The organism is Lacinutrix sp., assembly GCF_029238095.1.
In the GTDB taxonomy this organism is placed as follows: Bacteria; Bacteroidota; Bacteroidia; order Flavobacteriales; family Flavobacteriaceae; genus Lacinutrix.
In genome coordinates, this window is sequence record NZ_JAQWGS010000008.1 from 134,232 (window position 1) to 150,030 (window position 15,799).

Below are 15,799 nucleotides of genomic sequence, written 5' to 3' on the forward strand. Positions count from 1 at the left end.
TAATTATTAACTTTCGAAGTCTTTTTTAATAGAAAGATGAGTTTTAAAATAAAGTTTTTTATTTTTGCCTCTTAATTAAAACTAAAAAAATTAAAATTATGTCAGACATTGCATCAAGAGTAAAAGCGATAATCGTAGACAAATTAGGTGTTGATGAAAACGAAGTTGTAACTGAAGCAAGCTTCACAAACGACCTAGGAGCAGATTCATTAGACACTGTTGAATTAATTATGGAATTTGAAAAAGAATTCGATATCCAAATTCCAGACGACCAAGCAGAAAACATTGCAACAGTTGGTCAAGCTGTATCATATATTGAAGCTGCAAAATAAGCACTAATATTATGGAACTTAAGCGAGTTGTAGTTACAGGTCTTGGCGCACTTACACCTATTGGCAATACCAAAGATGAATATTGGAATGCCTTAATTAGTGGGAAAAGTGGTGCTGCACCTATTACGTATTTTGATACTGAAAAGTTTAAAACAAAATTCGCTTGTGAGTTGAAAAACTTTGTCGCAACCGATTTTCTAGATAGAAAAGAGGCGCGAAAAATGGACAGGTTTACACAGTACGCAATGGTCGCATCTGATGAGGCTATTGCGGACTCAAACCTAAATTTAGATACCATCAACAAACTAAGAGTTGGTGTTATTTGGGGAGCAGGAATAGGAGGCTTGGAGACCTTTCAAATCGAAATGCTAAACTTTGCAGAAGGAGATGGAACACCAAGATTTAATCCGTTTTTTATCCCAAAAATGATTGCAGATATTGCACCTGGAAACATATCCATTAAAAATGGGTTTATGGGACCTAACTACACAACCGTATCTGCTTGCGCATCATCTGCAAATGCGATGATAGATGCTTTAAATTATATTCGTTTAGGACAATGCGACGTTATTGTTACTGGAGGAAGTGAAGCTGCTGTAACTATAGCAGGGATGGGTGGATTTAATGCTATGCACGCTTTGTCTACAAGAAATGAAAGTCCAGAGACAGCCTCGAGACCTTTTGATGGCACTAGAGATGGTTTTGTTTTAGGAGAAGGTGCTGGAGCTATTATTCTTGAAGAATATGAGCACGCAAAAGCGAGAGGTGCAAAAATTTATGCAGAAGTTGTAGGTGGAGGTATGTCTAGCGACGCTTACCACATGACAGCTCCACATCCAGATGGCATAGGTGTTATTGCAGTTATGAGAAACTGTTTAGAAAACGCTGGTTTAAAACCTGAAGATGTAGACCATATTAATACACACGGAACATCTACACCACTTGGTGATGTTGCCGAGCTTAAAGCAATTACTGAAGTTTTTGGTGAACATGCTAAAAACATCAACATTAATTCTACAAAGTCTATGACTGGTCACTTGTTAGGTGCTGCTGGTGCTATAGAGTCTATTGCTTCTATTTTAGCAATGGAACATGGTATTGTGCCACCAACAATTAATCACACGACTATTGACGAGAATATAGATTCTAGTCTAAACTTAACGCTTAACCATCCTCAAAAACGCGACATTAAAGTTGCTATGAGTAATACCTTTGGTTTTGGTGGACATAATGCATGTGTATTATTTAAAAAGTTAGATTAATACATTCGGATGAAAAGCATTCGAAACATATTCTCTTCATCTAAAGAAAAAAAAGGAGAATTTTTCACTACTATTTCTCAAATTATAGGTTACAAACCAAAAACGATTAAACACTTTAAAACAGCGTTTACACATCGTTCTATGAATATTAAAAACAGTAAAGGCCATATTGTAAATTATGAGCGTTTAGAGTTTTTAGGAGACGCTATGCTGAGTGCAGTAATAGCTCATCATTTATACATAGAAGTACCAAGTGGAGACGAAGGCTACTTAACAAAAATGCGTTCTAAAGTAGTAAGTAGAGCGCATCTAAACGCACTGGGTCGGGATTTAAAACTTATAGGTTTAGTAGAAAGTAAAATTCCTAAAGGACAGTTTGGAGATAATATTCATGGCAACTTATTCGAATCTTTAGTAGGAGCTATATATCTTGATGGAGGATATAAAGCATGCGAAAAATTTATTTACAAACGTGTTATTACGCCTTTTGTAGATATAGAACAACTCGAAGGAAAGGTTATTAGCTACAAAAGCTTATTAATAGAATGGTGCCAAAAGGAAAAAAAGACTTTCGATTATAATGTTTATGAAGATACAGGTAACGATAACATGCGTCATTTCTCCGTAAAACTATCCATAAACGATAAAATTGTATCTAAAGGCAGAGCAACGTCTAAAAAGAAAGCAGAGGAAAAAGCATCAAAACGTGCTTTTTTTGTGTTTCAAAATCAAATTTCTAAAACTTTATTATAATTCGCTTTAGGTTTTTCTCTCAAAAAAAAATACAGTTATAACTACAACGTTTTCGTATTAAGTTCTTGTTAAGATTAACAAAACTAGGCACTTCGAATCATTTTAAATACTATATTTACATTTATTTCAAAGTAGAAATGGTATATATATGGCAATTAAAAAACTTGTTTTAAACGATTTTTTTGAAGAAGAAAAATTTTCTCTAATTGGTATTCACTGCACCATTGAAGATTATCGTTTAGCATTTTTGCTTAATAAAGCTTTAAATTTAAAATTAACAAGACAAGTCTACGATATCGATAATAACAATCTACAAGCTAATTTTTCTATTTTCGAATGGGAAGACCATGCACAGTTTAAAACATGGAATTTAGTATCTAATACTTGTAAGGTAACTTCAAACCAATTAGATAATAATACAAATTCACTATTTAGTTTAAACTCACCAGTAACAAAAACACACCATTTAGTGCCAGAATATGGTAAAGTAAATTATTTGCTAAAAATAAATAATGAGTGCCATACCAATAAAGAAAAATTCATTTTAGAGAAAATACTTAAAATAGATCAAGTTATTACAGCTTACAGCATTGCTCAAGAAAGCTTAAAATCTAAAGATCAACTAATACTTAATTAATGTTATCAAATAAGAAAACCAAAATAGTAGCGACCTTAGGTCCTGCAACAAGTTCAAAAAAAGTTTTAAAAGCCATGTTAGACGAAGGTGCTAACGTTTTTAGAATTAATTTCTCTCATGCAGATTATGCAGATGTAAAAGAACGTGTACAAATGATTCGTGAATTAAACGATGAATTTGGCTACAATGCCTCTATTCTAGCAGATTTACAAGGTCCTAAACTACGTGTAGGAGTCATGAAAGGAGAGGTTATTGTAAATCCTGGAGACGAAATTATTTTTGCAACAGGAAAGCGTTTTGAAGGCACAAAAAAACGTGTTTACATGACCTACGATAACTTTCCTCAAGATGCTAAAAAGGGAGAACGCATTCTTTTAGACGATGGAAAACTAATTTTCGAGGTTATTTCTACAGATAAAAAAACCGAAGTTAAAGCTAAAGTGATACAAGGAGGACCTTTACGTTCTAAAAAAGGAGTTAACCTTCCAAATACAAATATTTCTCAACCAGCTTTAACCGAAAAAGATATTGAAGATGCCATTTATGCTTGCCAATTAAAAGTAGACTGGATAGCCTTATCATTTGTACGTCATGCAGAAGATTTAATGGTATTACAAGAATTAATAAAAGAACATAGCGACCATAAAATTCCAATTATTGCTAAAATAGAAAAACCAGAAGGTGTTGCAAACATCGATAAAATTGTTGCCTATTGCGATGGTTTAATGGTTGCTAGAGGCGATTTAGGAGTAGAAATTCCAGCAGAAGAAGTACCATTAGTACAAAAGCAATTAGTATTACGTGCTAAAAAAGCAAGAATACCTGTAATAATTGCCACACAAATGATGGAAACCATGATAGACAGCCTTACACCAACGCGTGCAGAGGTAAACGATGTAGCAAACTCTGTAATGGATGGAGCAGATGCTGTAATGCTATCTGGTGAAACTAGTGTTGGTAAATATCCTGTAGAGGTTATTAGACAAATGGCAAGTATTATACGTAGTGTTGAAAATAGTGATTTAATTAAAGTACCACACGAGCCACCAACGGTTAGAACTAAACGTTACATAACAAAATCTATATGTTATCATGCTGCGCTTATGGCGAATGAGATTAATGCCAAAGGAATCTCTACACTAACAAATAGTGGTTACACAGCGTTTCAAATTTCGGCATGGAGGCCAAAATCTCACATCTTTGTATTTACATCTAACAAACGTATTTTAACGCAACTCAACCTACTTTGGGGAGTTAAAGCTTTCTATTACGATAAGTTTGTAAGTACAGACGAAACCATAGAAGACGTAAACAAAATGGCTCAAGACATGGGTTACCTTAAAAAAGGAGACATGCTCGTAAGTTTAGCTGCTATGCCAATTCAAGAAAAAGGTATGGTAAATACATTGAGAGTTACAGAAATTTAACTGTCATTCTAAACGTCGTGAAAAATTCTTTTGTGGCGTTTGCATGCAACGCGCTTTCCGCTATATCTTTTTTTGCCATTTATGGCAGCAAAAAAAGGATGTCGCATCAATCGCTAACGCAAACTAAGGATAGTAATAATATATAAAGACCAGTTATAATTTTGTAGCTGGTTTTTTGATTGAAATTAAAATTATTTAGGACTTTAGTTTAACGTTCTTTTGTAAAAATCTTTTTTATCAAGCGTTAAACTAAGTTCGAATTGCTTTTAAACCACCAAATTACTAAAACCCAAACTTCAACTGCACACTAACACTCTTATTTTCTACTATTTTAGTCTTTTTTTCTGTGTTTAAATTAGAAAGCGAAATACCTAATAAACGTACAGAGTTATTCATTTTTTCTTGGTATAGTAAGTCTTTTGCTGTTTCCAATATAACAGCTTTATCTGCAATAAAATATGGCAATGTTTTACTACGTGTTTGTAAGGTAAAGTCGCTATATTTTATTTTAAGTGTTATGGTTTTACCTGCTACTTTACTTTTGTTTAAACGTCTAGAAACTTCTTCTGCAATATGTTCTAGTTTTTCAAGCATAAAAATTTCACTAGACAAGTTCTCGTTAAAGGTACGTTCTGCAGCTAAGCTTTTACGTATGCGATTTGGTTTTACTTCGCTATTATGTATGCCTCTAACAATGTAATAATAGTACTTCCCAGATTTGCCAAAGTATTGCTCTAAAAACTCTAAAGATTTAGACTTTAAATCTAATCCTGTAAAAATGCCTTTTTGATACATTTTTTCTGCAGTAACCTTGCCAATACCATGGAATTTTCTAACATCTAACTGTTCTAAAAATCCTAAAACTTCTTCAGGGTTTACTGTTTTTTGTCCGTTTGGCTTATTGTAATCACTGGCCACCTTTGCAATAAATTTATTAATAGATATTCCTGCAGAAGCTGTTAAACCAACTTCCTTAAAAATACGCGCTCTAATCTCTTCTGCAATTAAAGAGGCACTTGGATTCCCTTTTTTGTTTTCGGTAACATCTAGGTATGCCTCATCAAGCGACAAAGGCTCAACTAACTCTGTGTAATCAAAAAAAATAGTTCTTATTTGTTTAGAAATTTCTTTGTAACGCTCAAATCGAGGTCTTACAAATAGTAACTCTGGACATAAACGTCTTGCTATTACTCCACTAATAGCACTACGTACTCCAAACTTTCTGGCTTCGTAACTTGCAGCACTTACAACACCTCGAGTTCCACTACCACCAACTGCTAATGGTTTACCTTTAAGTTCTGGATTATCCATTTGCTCTACAGAAGCGTAAAACGCATCCATATCTACGTGAATTATCTTTCTTATTGGTAAATTGTTTAGCATGATGTAAATTTAGGCATTAAATGTAAATTGAAATGCTTTAATTATGATTGAAATTGAACGTAAATTTTTAGTGACTTCTCAAGATTTTAAAAAAGACGCACATAATAACTATAAGATAATTCAAGGTTTTTTAAGCACCAATAAAAAACGAACAGTTCGTGTAAGAATAAAAGGAGAAATAGGATTTTTAACTGTAAAAGGTGCTTCTTCTAAAAATGGATTATCAAGATTTGAGTGGGAAAAAGAAATCTCTATGGAGGAAGCTCTATCGTTATTAAAACTTTGTAAAAAAGGCATAATCGATAAAATACGATATGAAGTTAACGTTGGAAAACACACCTTTGAAATAGATGAGTTTTTTGGAGATAATACAGGCTTAATTATAGCAGAAGTAGAGCTAAACTCTGAAAAAGAATCTTTTTCAAAACCAGATTGGTTAGGGAAAGACGTTACTGGAGATATAAAATATTATAATTCTCAATTAAGTAAAACACCATTTTGTAAATGGTAATTTGGTTTAAAACCAAAAAAAACCACAACTCGCGTTGTGGTTTTTTTTATTGTATTAGATTTTTCTAGTCTAAAGCTGGAATACGTAATACTTGACCTGGATAAATTTTATCTGGATGCTCAAGCATTGGTTTATTTGCTTCAAAAATAACAGGATATTTCATGGCATTACCATAAAATTTCTTTGCAATTTTACCTAAAGTATCTCCACTTACTACAGTATGAAACTGTGCTTCTGGCTCTACGTTTTCAACTGTCATTTGGTCTTCTACAGTAGCGATACCATTACTGTTACCAACAACTAATATTGCTTTCTCACGTGTAGCTTGATCGTAAGCTAATCCAGAAATAGTTGCTGCGTCACCACTTATATGTACGCTTAAACCTTCAACTTTTAAGTCTAAGTCTCCTATTGTTTCTTCTAGTTTTCTTGCAGCTGTAGCTTCTGCTGCTACTTTTGCTTCTGCAGCCTCAGCAGCTTCTTCAGCATCTGTTTTTCCTATACAAAAAACTTTGGCTCCTGCATTTTTAATGAATGAAAATAATCCCATAATTTGTATTTGTTTTATTTGTTAATATTACTACTGTAAAGTTGGATAAAATCTAAATCAATTGTAACTTATCCATCTTATTATAATCATAAAACTCGACAAAAAGCAAAAAGAAACTGCTTAAAGCCTTTTTTTAAGCAGTTTCTTTGTTTTTTAAAAGCATTTATACTTGATTACGTGTGTTTTCTCTACTGTTTTCTTTTTTGTTAGTATGCTGTACTCTTTTCTTTAAAGCAGATGTTTTAGACTTGTCTATGATGGCCCCTTCTTTTAAATACTTTATATAACCTCTACCAGTAAACTGGTAAACAGTTCCAGAGTTTGGATGTAACAACTCTATTCTTTGGTCGTTAATAACACTCAATTCAAAAAACTCGTTATCAAAATAATCGTAGTCTAGAGTTAGTGTTTTAAGGTAAATGTTTCCAATAGTATTTCCTACTCCATAACTTCCTGTATAGTCCCAATATAAATTATTTGGATTAACACCATTTGGATCTTGAGAACTTCTAAATATATTATCATTCCCACCAGATAAAAATTGTAAGAAGTTTTCATTATCAAATTCATTTAATGCGCCATAACTACTTGTGTATGTTTTTTCCCAAGCTTCGTATTCTTGCATGAAATATTGAATATTATCGTAAAAAACATAATCGTAATCGAAATTAGAACGCTGGTATCCATTTAAAAAATAAGAGGTATCATTAAACGGATTGTATAACTCAATCGTGTTATTATCTATTTGGTATACATCAAAACTATCGTTACCATCAATATCGTGGTCGATGTCTAATATCATGTTGTAAGCATTATAATAACCAATTGGTATCCCAAAACCGTTGCCTTGACTTCCTATACCAACTAAATTGTTATTGGCATAAAGTGTTCCGTTTCTAAAAGACACTGTAAAGGCAATTTGTAAAAAAGGCGATTCTCCATACCCAATAGTCTCATTTATATCTACATACCATAACTCATAAGCATTTAGTAATTGATTAATTGTTATTGCTGGTGTTGGGTTAACAACATAGTCGTCTTCGACTATAACTTCTGTATAACAAGACGTTAACATGGTTGCCATTAAGGCAAATACTGAAAGTAATTTTACTGTCTTCATAATCGTTTCGTTTTAGGGATTGATATTTTATTAATTTCAAAAGCTATGCCAAAGTAATTAAGTGTCTATATATCAGTATTTTAATGACAATTAATAATTGCGTAATTTTGTTTTAATAGTAAATTGAAATTTTCGCCTTCGCGGAAATTAAAAGAAAATATTTTCAATGAGTAAAGAATTAAAATACGCTGTTTTTGGATCTGGAAGTTGGGCAACTGCAATAGTTAAAATGTTATGTGAAAACAACGAAAAAGTTGGCTGGTATATGCGAAGTGTGTACACAAAAGAACATTTACTAAAAGAGCAACACAACCCAACGTATTTAAGTTCTGTAGAATTTCATTTAGAGCAATTAAAGTTGAGTAATGATATTAACGAAATGGTTGCTTACGCAGATATTTTAATATTTGTAATACCATCTGCATTTATAAATGGAGAGCTTAAAAAACTACATTTAGAACTTAAAGATAAAATTGTAGTAAGTGCTGTAAAAGGAATTGTTCCTGAAACTGGTTTACTTTTAGGCGAACATTTTCATGAGAACTTTAATGTGCCTTTCGAGAATATTGGAGTTATTGCAGGACCATGCCATGCTGAAGAAGTTGCATTAGAGAGACTCTCTTATTTAACTATTTCTTGTGCAGACGCTGTAAAAGCACAAGCCATTGCAGATGCTTTGTCTTGCGAGTATATTAAAACTAAAATTAGTGACGATATTATAGGCACAGAATATGCAGTAATGCTAAAAAACATCTATGCAATTGCTGCAGGAATTGCTCATGGTTTAGGCTATGGTGATAATTTCCAGAGTGTATTGATGAGTAATGCTATTCGTGAAATGAAACGTTTTATTAAGAAAATGCATAAAATGAAACGTAACATAAACAACTCTGCTTATTTAGGAGATTTATTGGTTACTGGTTACTCTGTGTTTTCAAGAAATAGAATGTTTGGAAACATGATAGGTAAAGGTTACACCGTAAAATCTGCACAAATGGAAATGAGTATGGTTGCCGAAGGTTATTATGCAACAAAAAGTGCTTTTGAACTTAATAAAAAGAATATTAAGAAAACAAAACTGCCTATAATAAATGCTGTTTATGATGTTTTATATGAAGGAAAAGACGCTAAAAAAGTGTTTCAGAAATTAACAGAAAAGTTAGATTAAAAACTCTTTCTTATTTTACTAAAACACCACGAGACTGCATTAATGGTATAGGCTGTAAGGCTTGAAGATTAATTGTGTGTTTTCTAAAAGTATAAGTTTTATCAAACATCTTATTGTCTTCAAAAAAAGTAACCTTAAACTGGTTATTAAGTGCAAATAAATTGTCTTGCATTAATTCTATTTTAGCATAACTTTTCTTAGGTAGTAAATCTAGTTTTTTTCTAAAAATAGAAGTCATTTTGTTTTCATTATATCCACTAGTTACAATTAAAACCATCTCTAAATCTACATCTTTATCATTTATAATATAAGCGTTCCAGTCTTGGGTTTTATAAATGTCGTTATACTCGTTAACTACAGCAATATAAACACCTTCAACTTTAGGTATGTGGATGTCTTTTTTCATTGAAAAGATTGTCTTTTAATTTTCGCGAAGGCGAAATTTTAATAATTAATATAAAAAGTAGATTCCGTATTTAATGCGAAATGACAAAACAATTAAAGAGCGCTCTTAAACTGCTCTAGGAACCGAACATCATTTTCACTTAACAAACGAATGTCTCCAATTTGGTGTAATAACATCGCTATACGATCTATGCCTACACCAAAAGCAAAACCAGAATATTCGTTAGCATCAATACCACAATTAGTTAAAACATTTGGGTCTACCATACCACAACCACCAATTTCTAGCCAGCCTGTTCCTTTGGTGATTTTGTAATCGGTTTCGGTTTTTAAGCCCCAAAACACATCAATTTCTGCACTTGGTTCTGTAAATGGAAAATAAGAAGGACGTAACCTTATTTTAGATTTCCCAAACAACTCTGTAGTAAAGTATTGTAAGGTTTGTTTTAAATCGGCAAAACTGACATCTTTATCTATATATAAACCTTCTAATTGATGGAAAAAACAATGTGACCTTGCCGAAATCGCTTCGTTTCTATATACTCGACCTGGTGAAATAGTACGAATTGGTGGCTGATTATTTTCCATATAACGTACTTGAACAGAACTTGTGTGCGTACGCAATAATATATCTGGATTGGTTTGAATAAAAAACGTATCCTGCATGTCTCTTGCTGGATGGTATTCTGGCAAATTTAATGCTGTAAAGTTATGCCAATCGTCTTCAATTTCTGGGCCTTCACTTACGTTAAAACCAATACGCGAAAAGATATCTATAATTTCGTTTTTTACAATAGAAATAGGATGTCTTGCTCCAAGTGAAATAGGTTCTGCAGGACGAGATAAATCGTTAACTGTTTTTGCCTCTTCGTTTGTATTTTCTAACTCTTCTTTTAAAGTATTTACTTTATCTTGAGCTGTGTTTTTAAGTTGGTTTATAACTTGACCAAACTCTTTTTTATGCTCGTTAGCAACATTTTTAAACTCAGAAAAATAGTCGTTAAGCAACCCTTTTTTTCCTAAATATTTTATTCTAAAGGCTTCTACCTCTTCTTTAGATTGTGCTTTAAAGCTTTCTGCTTCTGCAATAAGTTCTTTTATCTTATCTATCATAGCGTCATTATAAAATGATGGCAAATTTAGTAATTTCTAGTTTATATACTCGGTTTCAAGAAAGTAATTTACAATAGCTTCTTTCATTAAAACACTTTGCTCTCCTGCTTTAAGTGTTGGTAATTGTTCTTTAATAATGTAATGAGGCCAGCCTTCTTCATCTACAAAATCGAACTCGTAATATCCATAAGGCACCAATAATTTACAGATTGCAATATGCATTAAATCTAGTTTGTCGTCTTTTTTAAACTTACGCTCTAATTGCCCTAATTCTTGTATACCAATAAGGTAAATAATTGCATCTAAATCTAGTACATCTCCTTCGGCAAACTGCTTAGACAACTTGTCTACTATTAGATTCCAGCGTTCTTTTAATTCTTCGTCTCTTGCCATAATAATTTTAAAGTCGCAAAGTTAATTTATATTTGCCTAAAATCTAATATTATGGCTGTTATTGATATTGTTTTAGGCGCTTTATTACTTTTTGGACTAGTACGTGGTTTTATGAAAGGCCTTTTTGTTGAGGTTGCCTCTCTTGTCGCTATGATTGCTGGCGTGTATGGAGCTATTCACTTTAGCTATTTTGTAGCAGAATTTTTACAAAGTAGAACAGAGTGGAACGAGAAAACCATTAATATAACTGCATTCGCTATAACTTTTGTTCTTATTATAATTATTATTGCTTTAGCCGGAAAAGCTCTAACTAAACTTGCAGATTTTGCTTCATTAGGTATTTTAAACAAACTATTAGGCGCAGTTTTTGGCGCATTAAAAGTTGGATTAATCTTGAGTGTTTTATTGATTGTTTTTGATAAAATGAATAACACCATCTCTTTTGTTGATGAAGAACATGTAAAAGACTCAATCCTTTACAAACCTGTAAAATCTTTGGCTCCAATGGTGTTTCCTGATATTATAAAAGCTGCTGTAGAAGACAATCAAATTATAGATCCTGCAGAACCAACTGACGAATCTGAAGCTTAGTTTTGTCTTCTAAAACTCGTCTTCTACATTAGTTTTTACCCAATTCAAGCAAGTTTTAAAGTCTTTAAAGATATGTTCTTTTGGTATTAAATCTGGAATAATATCTATACGTTCCATCATATACCTTGGTTGAGTTAGGAGATTAACAAACAAAACATTAATGTTTTGTTTTCTTAAATCTACTAATACATCTTCCATTGCGTATAAACCTGATTGATCCATATATTGCATACGTCCAAGCCTAATAATAACTGTTTTTGCTGTACTAGGAATTTGTTGTGCTAATTGTTGAAAATCTGAAGTAGATCCAAAAAACAGAGGTCCCTTAATATGCTTGATAAATACTTCTTCCTTTAAATTAGAAGGAAAACCAGCTTCGTCTGCCCAAGCTTCTTCTTTTAAAGGTTTTACATCGGAACGTTTAGCGGTTAAATCACCTATTTTTTTCATAAATAAAAGAGATGCTATAACCAATCCTATACCTACTGCGTAGATCAAATCCCATAAACTAGATAAAACCAATACTACAAGCATTATTAAAACTTCAGAACTTAGTTTTATTGGACCAATTTTCATGTCTTTTGGCAATGCAGGAATAGCTTTTAAACCCTTATAATCCATTACACCAATACCTACTGTAATTAAAATACCTGCTAAAACTGCTGCAGGAATTTTTGAAGCAACAGGTCCTAAACCTATTGTTATAATCAGAAGCATAACACCAGCTATCATACCAGATAACTTAGTTTTACCACCTGCATTTATATTTACAACTGTTCTAATAGTCGCTCCTGCACCTGGAATACCACCAAAGAATGAACCTATACTGTTACCAATACCTTGACCTATTAATTCTTTGTTTGGATTGTGTTTTGTCTTAGTCATATTGTCAGCAACCACACTAGTTAATAACGAGTCTATTGCTCCTAATAAAGCCAATGTTAAAGCTGTGAATATATAAGGTGTTATACTACTTAGTTTAAAACCTGTAACAATTTCAAAATTTGGAGTTGGTAGTCCAAATGGGATTTCTTCTATAGGTCTATAGCCTAATCCAAAACCATAGGCAATACCAGATACTACAACCAATGCAACTAGTGCGCTAGGAATTTTTGTAGTTATACGCTTAAATCCATACACAATAAAAATAGTAGCTAATGCTAATGCTAATTCTAACCAATTAATATTTTTTAATGCTCTTGGTAATACTTTTAGTGTTCCTAAGACACCTGATGCTTCTTTTTTAGCTAATGTTTTAGATTCTTTTGCTATATCTTCTTGCGTAATTTGGCTTGCTTTATCTATAGTAACTTTAAAATCCTCTAAAACAAGAATACCTTCTCCTGCTTCTTCTTTTAATATATTTTCTAATATTATTTCTTCTGCTTCTGGTTTAAATTTTTCTACGTAAGCATCATCTTCTTTTGGGTAATAGCCAATTGAAGGTAAAATTTGGGTGACTAAAATAATGACTCCTATTGCTGTCATGAATCCAGAAACTACAGGATAGGGTATATATTTAATGTACTTACCAAAGCCTAAAACACCAAGTCCAACTTGGAACAATCCTGCTAATAAAAAAACCGTTAAGATATACGGTAATGCTTTTTCTAAACTACCATCATTAGCTGCAATAATACCTGCAATTACAACCATACTTACAGCAGTCATTGGTGCAGTTGGTCCAGAGATTTGAGTTGGTGTACCACCAAAAAGTGCAGCAAAAAAACTGATGAATATTGCACCATATAATCCGGCAGTTGGACCTAATCCAGATGAAACTCCGAATGCTAATGCCAAAGGTAAAGCAACAATACCTGCTGTAATACCTCCAAATGCATCTCCTTTAAAATGAGCGAAAAAATTCTTCATAGTTATTTGATAAATCTTTATTAACTAATGTAACGCTTTTTTTTCATTCAAAAAGCCGATATCAAAGTATCGGCTTTTATTAACGTGAATTTGTGAACTTAAAATCTTTTAAAAATTTACAAATGCAATTAAGTTTATTTGATCTCGACTTGAGGTTTCGAAAAATTGATTCATATAGCCCAATTCTAGTCTGAGATTTTCAGAGAATTGATACCCTAAACCTCCATATAATCTATTACGATCAAAAATCGAAGACTTTGTGTTTAAAAAAATCTCATTATAAGCCGAAAGGTATAGTGGGTTTTTACCATCTTCTTTATTTTGAAGTGGTAATTTAAAGCCTAAAAAATATCTAAATCTCATTTTAAAATCACTTTCTACAAAGCGTTGTTCAAAACGATAACGATGACTTAAACCAATTTTACCAACCTTTTGTTTGGTAGTGAATTGCTGAAAAATTCGATGCTCGTTTACGGATACTTTTTCATCTGTTTCACCTACGTAATTCTCTGACAAAATATAACCGTAACCTAATAATACGTTATTATTATTTTCGGTTAAATTATAACCAAATCCTGTACGTAGAAGTAGTTGCTCTAAATCGCCTACAGCATCATAATTTCTGTATTGGACTTCATTATGGATGTTCCAACCGTTATTAAGTTTTTTGCTACCAATGTAAATGAGCCAATTTCCTAAATTACTGTCTTGCGCATTAACACAAAAAGGCAACACTAACGCTATGGTTAGTGTTGCTATAATGTTTTTCTTTTTCAATTTAAATTTTCCCATTAAAGGTTGTTTCTAGTTGTAAAAATCTACAGCTCCTGTCGAAATATCATACATTGCACCTACAATTTTGATTTCGTCATTTTGTTCCATATCGGATAAAATTGGACTTTCGGCATGTATCCTATCAATAGTTAGTTTTACATTTTTTTTAGATACTTCATCAACAAAATCTAAGTTTTTAGAGTTTCTTAAACTTTCATCTTTTGGTTCTGTTACTGCTTTTACCGCAGGTTTTATTTTAGATAATAAAGCGGTAAGATTACCCATTTCGGCATGATCGCAAGCGCCTTTTACAGCTCCACAAGAAGTGTGTCCTAGAACGACAATTAACTTTGTGCCTGCTAATTTGCAAGCAAATTCCATACTTCCTAAAATGTCTTCATTTACAAAATTACCTGCTATACGAACACTAAAAACATCTCCTAATCCTTGGTCAAAGACCAACTCGGCAGACACGCGAGAGTCTATACAACTTAAAATAGTTGCAAACGGAAATTGCCCATCTCTAGTATCATTTACTTGCTCTAAAAGGTTACGGTTTGCTTTTAAATTGTCTTGAAATCTTTGGTTTCCTTCCTTCAAAAAGTTTAACGCCTTTTGAGGTGTCATTGTTGATTGGGTTTCTTTAGTATGTGCTTTCATCTGTTTTGATTTATACGTTTATAATTCCAATTCTTTTATAAAACTGGTTTTTGTTCATTTGTTAATAGTAACGAAACATTAAGATTATTAATAATGTTTTTAATATTGGTTTTATTTTGCTTTCTTGTATCTACACACATCAAATTTATATTGTTTTTTGTTGCGTATTTAGACACGTTATTAAGTGCATTATTTCCGTTTTCAAAAACATATTCTACAGTTTTTTTGTTAGAAACAGGTACTTCTTTGGAGGTCTTATTTGTGTTTTTTAAAATTTTAAAAGACTTTAAAGGTTGATTTGATTTATTAATTAAATCTTCAACAAAGTTAATGCTTGATACGTTTTCGGCTTTATTTAAAATACCTAAAGAAAAATCTCGATTTGGCTGTAAAGGATGTTCTTCTGAAGCTATCATAATAACTCCGTCGTGTTTTTTCATAACCAAATCGGTAATATTATCTCCAGTTATATTAAATGTTTTTGGTTTTCTTTTACCCAAAACAATAATATCGGGTTTATGTTCATTAATATAAGTTTGAATTTCGTTTTTAACATTCCCAAACGCAAAACTATAATTGATATTTAAATTATACTCTTTTGCTATTGGGTTGATTAAATTCTCAATAGTTTTATTAGTCTCAATATGCACTTCGTTTATAGATCGCATTGCAGATAACTGACTTTCTCTTCCGACAACTTCTGTTGGTTTTTTAACATGAAATAAGGTGATTTTGCCACCATCTAACATGTTTAGCAAACTAATAGTACTTTTTAACTCTGACTCAGTTGATTTTTTTAAATCAGAAAGAAGTACTATTTTATATTTATTATTTTCCATAATTTTAGT

The 15,799-nt window shown here is 32.1% G+C and carries 18 protein-coding genes; 8 read left to right on the top strand and 10 right to left on the bottom strand.

What is annotated here, in order from left to right; translation table 11 throughout:
- Positions 1 to 98: 98 nt before the first annotated feature.
- The 5 genes from P8H50_RS02680 to pyk all read left to right on the top strand — a co-directional run bounded on the left by P8H50_RS02680 (position 99) and on the right by pyk (position 4,411).
- Positions 99 to 332, top strand: coding sequence for an acyl carrier protein (locus P8H50_RS02680; RefSeq protein WP_013869581.1), 234 nt, complete (start codon positions 99 to 101; stop codon positions 330 to 332).
- Positions 333 to 343: 11 nt separating this feature from the next.
- Positions 344 to 1,594, top strand: coding sequence for a beta-ketoacyl-ACP synthase II (gene fabF / locus P8H50_RS02685; RefSeq protein ID WP_300205340.1), 1,251 nt, complete (start codon positions 344 to 346; stop codon positions 1,592 to 1,594).
- Positions 1,595 to 1,603: 9 nt separating this feature from the next.
- Positions 1,604 to 2,347 carry a ribonuclease III gene (gene rnc / locus P8H50_RS02690; RefSeq protein WP_300205342.1) on the top strand — a complete coding sequence of 248 codons (744 nt, stop codon included), beginning with the start codon at positions 1,604 to 1,606 and terminating at the stop codon, positions 2,345 to 2,347.
- Between the two features lie 148 nt (positions 2,348 to 2,495).
- Positions 2,496 to 2,984 (top strand): IPExxxVDY family protein, encoded by a 489-nt coding sequence (locus P8H50_RS02695; protein ID WP_300205344.1) that lies wholly within the window; start codon positions 2,496 to 2,498, stop codon positions 2,982 to 2,984.
- Positions 2,984 to 4,411 carry a pyruvate kinase gene (gene pyk / locus P8H50_RS02700; protein ID WP_300205346.1) on the top strand — a complete coding sequence of 476 codons (1,428 nt, stop codon included), beginning with the start codon at positions 2,984 to 2,986 and terminating at the stop codon, positions 4,409 to 4,411. The genes P8H50_RS02695 and pyk overlap by 1 nt, the downstream gene beginning before the upstream one ends.
- 282 nt (positions 4,412 to 4,693) lie before the next feature.
- On the opposite strand, the gene dinB is transcribed toward pyk, so the two are convergent.
- The gene (gene dinB, locus P8H50_RS02705; protein ID WP_300205348.1) at positions 4,694 to 5,794 is read right to left on the bottom strand and encodes a DNA polymerase IV; all 1,101 of its coding nucleotides are present in this window, start codon (positions 5,792 to 5,794) and stop codon (positions 4,694 to 4,696) included.
- A 43-nt stretch (positions 5,795 to 5,837) separates the two neighbouring features.
- Between dinB and P8H50_RS02710 the strand changes: the two genes are divergently transcribed.
- The gene (locus tag P8H50_RS02710) at positions 5,838 to 6,305 is read left to right on the top strand and encodes a CYTH domain-containing protein (RefSeq protein WP_300205350.1); all 468 of its coding nucleotides are present in this window, start codon (positions 5,838 to 5,840) and stop codon (positions 6,303 to 6,305) included.
- 64 nt (positions 6,306 to 6,369) lie between these two features.
- On the opposite strand, the gene lysM is transcribed toward P8H50_RS02710, so the two are convergent.
- Positions 6,370 to 6,855 (bottom strand): peptidoglycan-binding protein LysM, encoded by a 486-nt coding sequence (gene lysM / locus P8H50_RS02715; protein ID WP_300205352.1) that lies wholly within the window; start codon positions 6,853 to 6,855, stop codon positions 6,370 to 6,372.
- 163 nt (positions 6,856 to 7,018) lie between these two features.
- Positions 7,019 to 7,975: a nicotinic acid mononucleotide adenyltransferase gene (locus P8H50_RS02720; protein ID WP_300205354.1), complete on the bottom strand. Its 957-nt coding sequence runs from the start codon at positions 7,973 to 7,975 to the stop codon at positions 7,019 to 7,021.
- A 166-nt stretch (positions 7,976 to 8,141) separates the two neighbouring features.
- On the opposite strand from P8H50_RS02720, the gene P8H50_RS02725 reads away from it, so the two are divergent.
- Positions 8,142 to 9,143: an NAD(P)H-dependent glycerol-3-phosphate dehydrogenase gene (locus tag P8H50_RS02725; protein ID WP_300205356.1), complete on the top strand. Its 1,002-nt coding sequence runs from the start codon at positions 8,142 to 8,144 to the stop codon at positions 9,141 to 9,143.
- A gap of 10 nt (positions 9,144 to 9,153) precedes the next feature.
- Here the strand turns inward: P8H50_RS02725 and P8H50_RS02730 are convergent, their stop codons facing one another.
- The 3 genes from P8H50_RS02730 to P8H50_RS02740 all read right to left on the bottom strand — a co-directional run bounded on the left by P8H50_RS02730 (position 9,154) and on the right by P8H50_RS02740 (position 11,054).
- Complete coding sequence (locus P8H50_RS02730) at positions 9,154 to 9,549, bottom strand: hypothetical protein (protein WP_300205358.1); 396 nt, start codon at positions 9,547 to 9,549, stop codon at positions 9,154 to 9,156.
- A gap of 92 nt (positions 9,550 to 9,641) precedes the next feature.
- Positions 9,642 to 10,661, bottom strand: a complete 1,020-nt coding sequence (gene pheS / locus P8H50_RS02735) for a phenylalanine--tRNA ligase subunit alpha (protein ID WP_300205407.1) — start codon at positions 10,659 to 10,661, stop codon at positions 9,642 to 9,644.
- A gap of 36 nt (positions 10,662 to 10,697) precedes the next feature.
- Positions 10,698 to 11,054 (bottom strand): hypothetical protein, encoded by a 357-nt coding sequence (locus P8H50_RS02740; protein WP_300205360.1) that lies wholly within the window; start codon positions 11,052 to 11,054, stop codon positions 10,698 to 10,700.
- Between the two features lie 51 nt (positions 11,055 to 11,105).
- On the opposite strand from P8H50_RS02740, the gene P8H50_RS02745 reads away from it, so the two are divergent.
- A complete protein-coding gene (locus P8H50_RS02745) occupies positions 11,106 to 11,645 on the top strand; it encodes a CvpA family protein (RefSeq protein ID WP_300205362.1) in 540 nt (179 codons plus the stop codon).
- A 9-nt stretch (positions 11,646 to 11,654) separates the two neighbouring features.
- On the opposite strand, the gene P8H50_RS02750 is transcribed toward P8H50_RS02745, so the two are convergent.
- From P8H50_RS02750 to P8H50_RS02765, 4 genes are all read right to left on the bottom strand, one after another.
- Entirely contained in the window at positions 11,655 to 13,517 is a 1,863-nt protein-coding gene (locus P8H50_RS02750; RefSeq protein WP_300205364.1) for a SulP family inorganic anion transporter, read from the bottom strand.
- A 108-nt stretch (positions 13,518 to 13,625) separates the two neighbouring features.
- On the bottom strand, positions 13,626 to 14,309 hold the full coding sequence (locus P8H50_RS02755; RefSeq protein ID WP_300205366.1) for a DUF2490 domain-containing protein: 684 nt from the start codon (positions 14,307 to 14,309) through the stop codon (positions 13,626 to 13,628).
- 12 nt (positions 14,310 to 14,321) lie between these two features.
- Positions 14,322 to 14,951, bottom strand: a complete 630-nt coding sequence (locus P8H50_RS02760; protein ID WP_300205368.1) for a carbonic anhydrase family protein — start codon at positions 14,949 to 14,951, stop codon at positions 14,322 to 14,324.
- 35 nt (positions 14,952 to 14,986) lie between these two features.
- Entirely contained in the window at positions 14,987 to 15,790 is an 804-nt protein-coding gene (locus tag P8H50_RS02765; RefSeq protein ID WP_300205370.1) for a universal stress protein, read from the bottom strand.
- Positions 15,791 to 15,799: the final 9 nt, after the last annotated feature.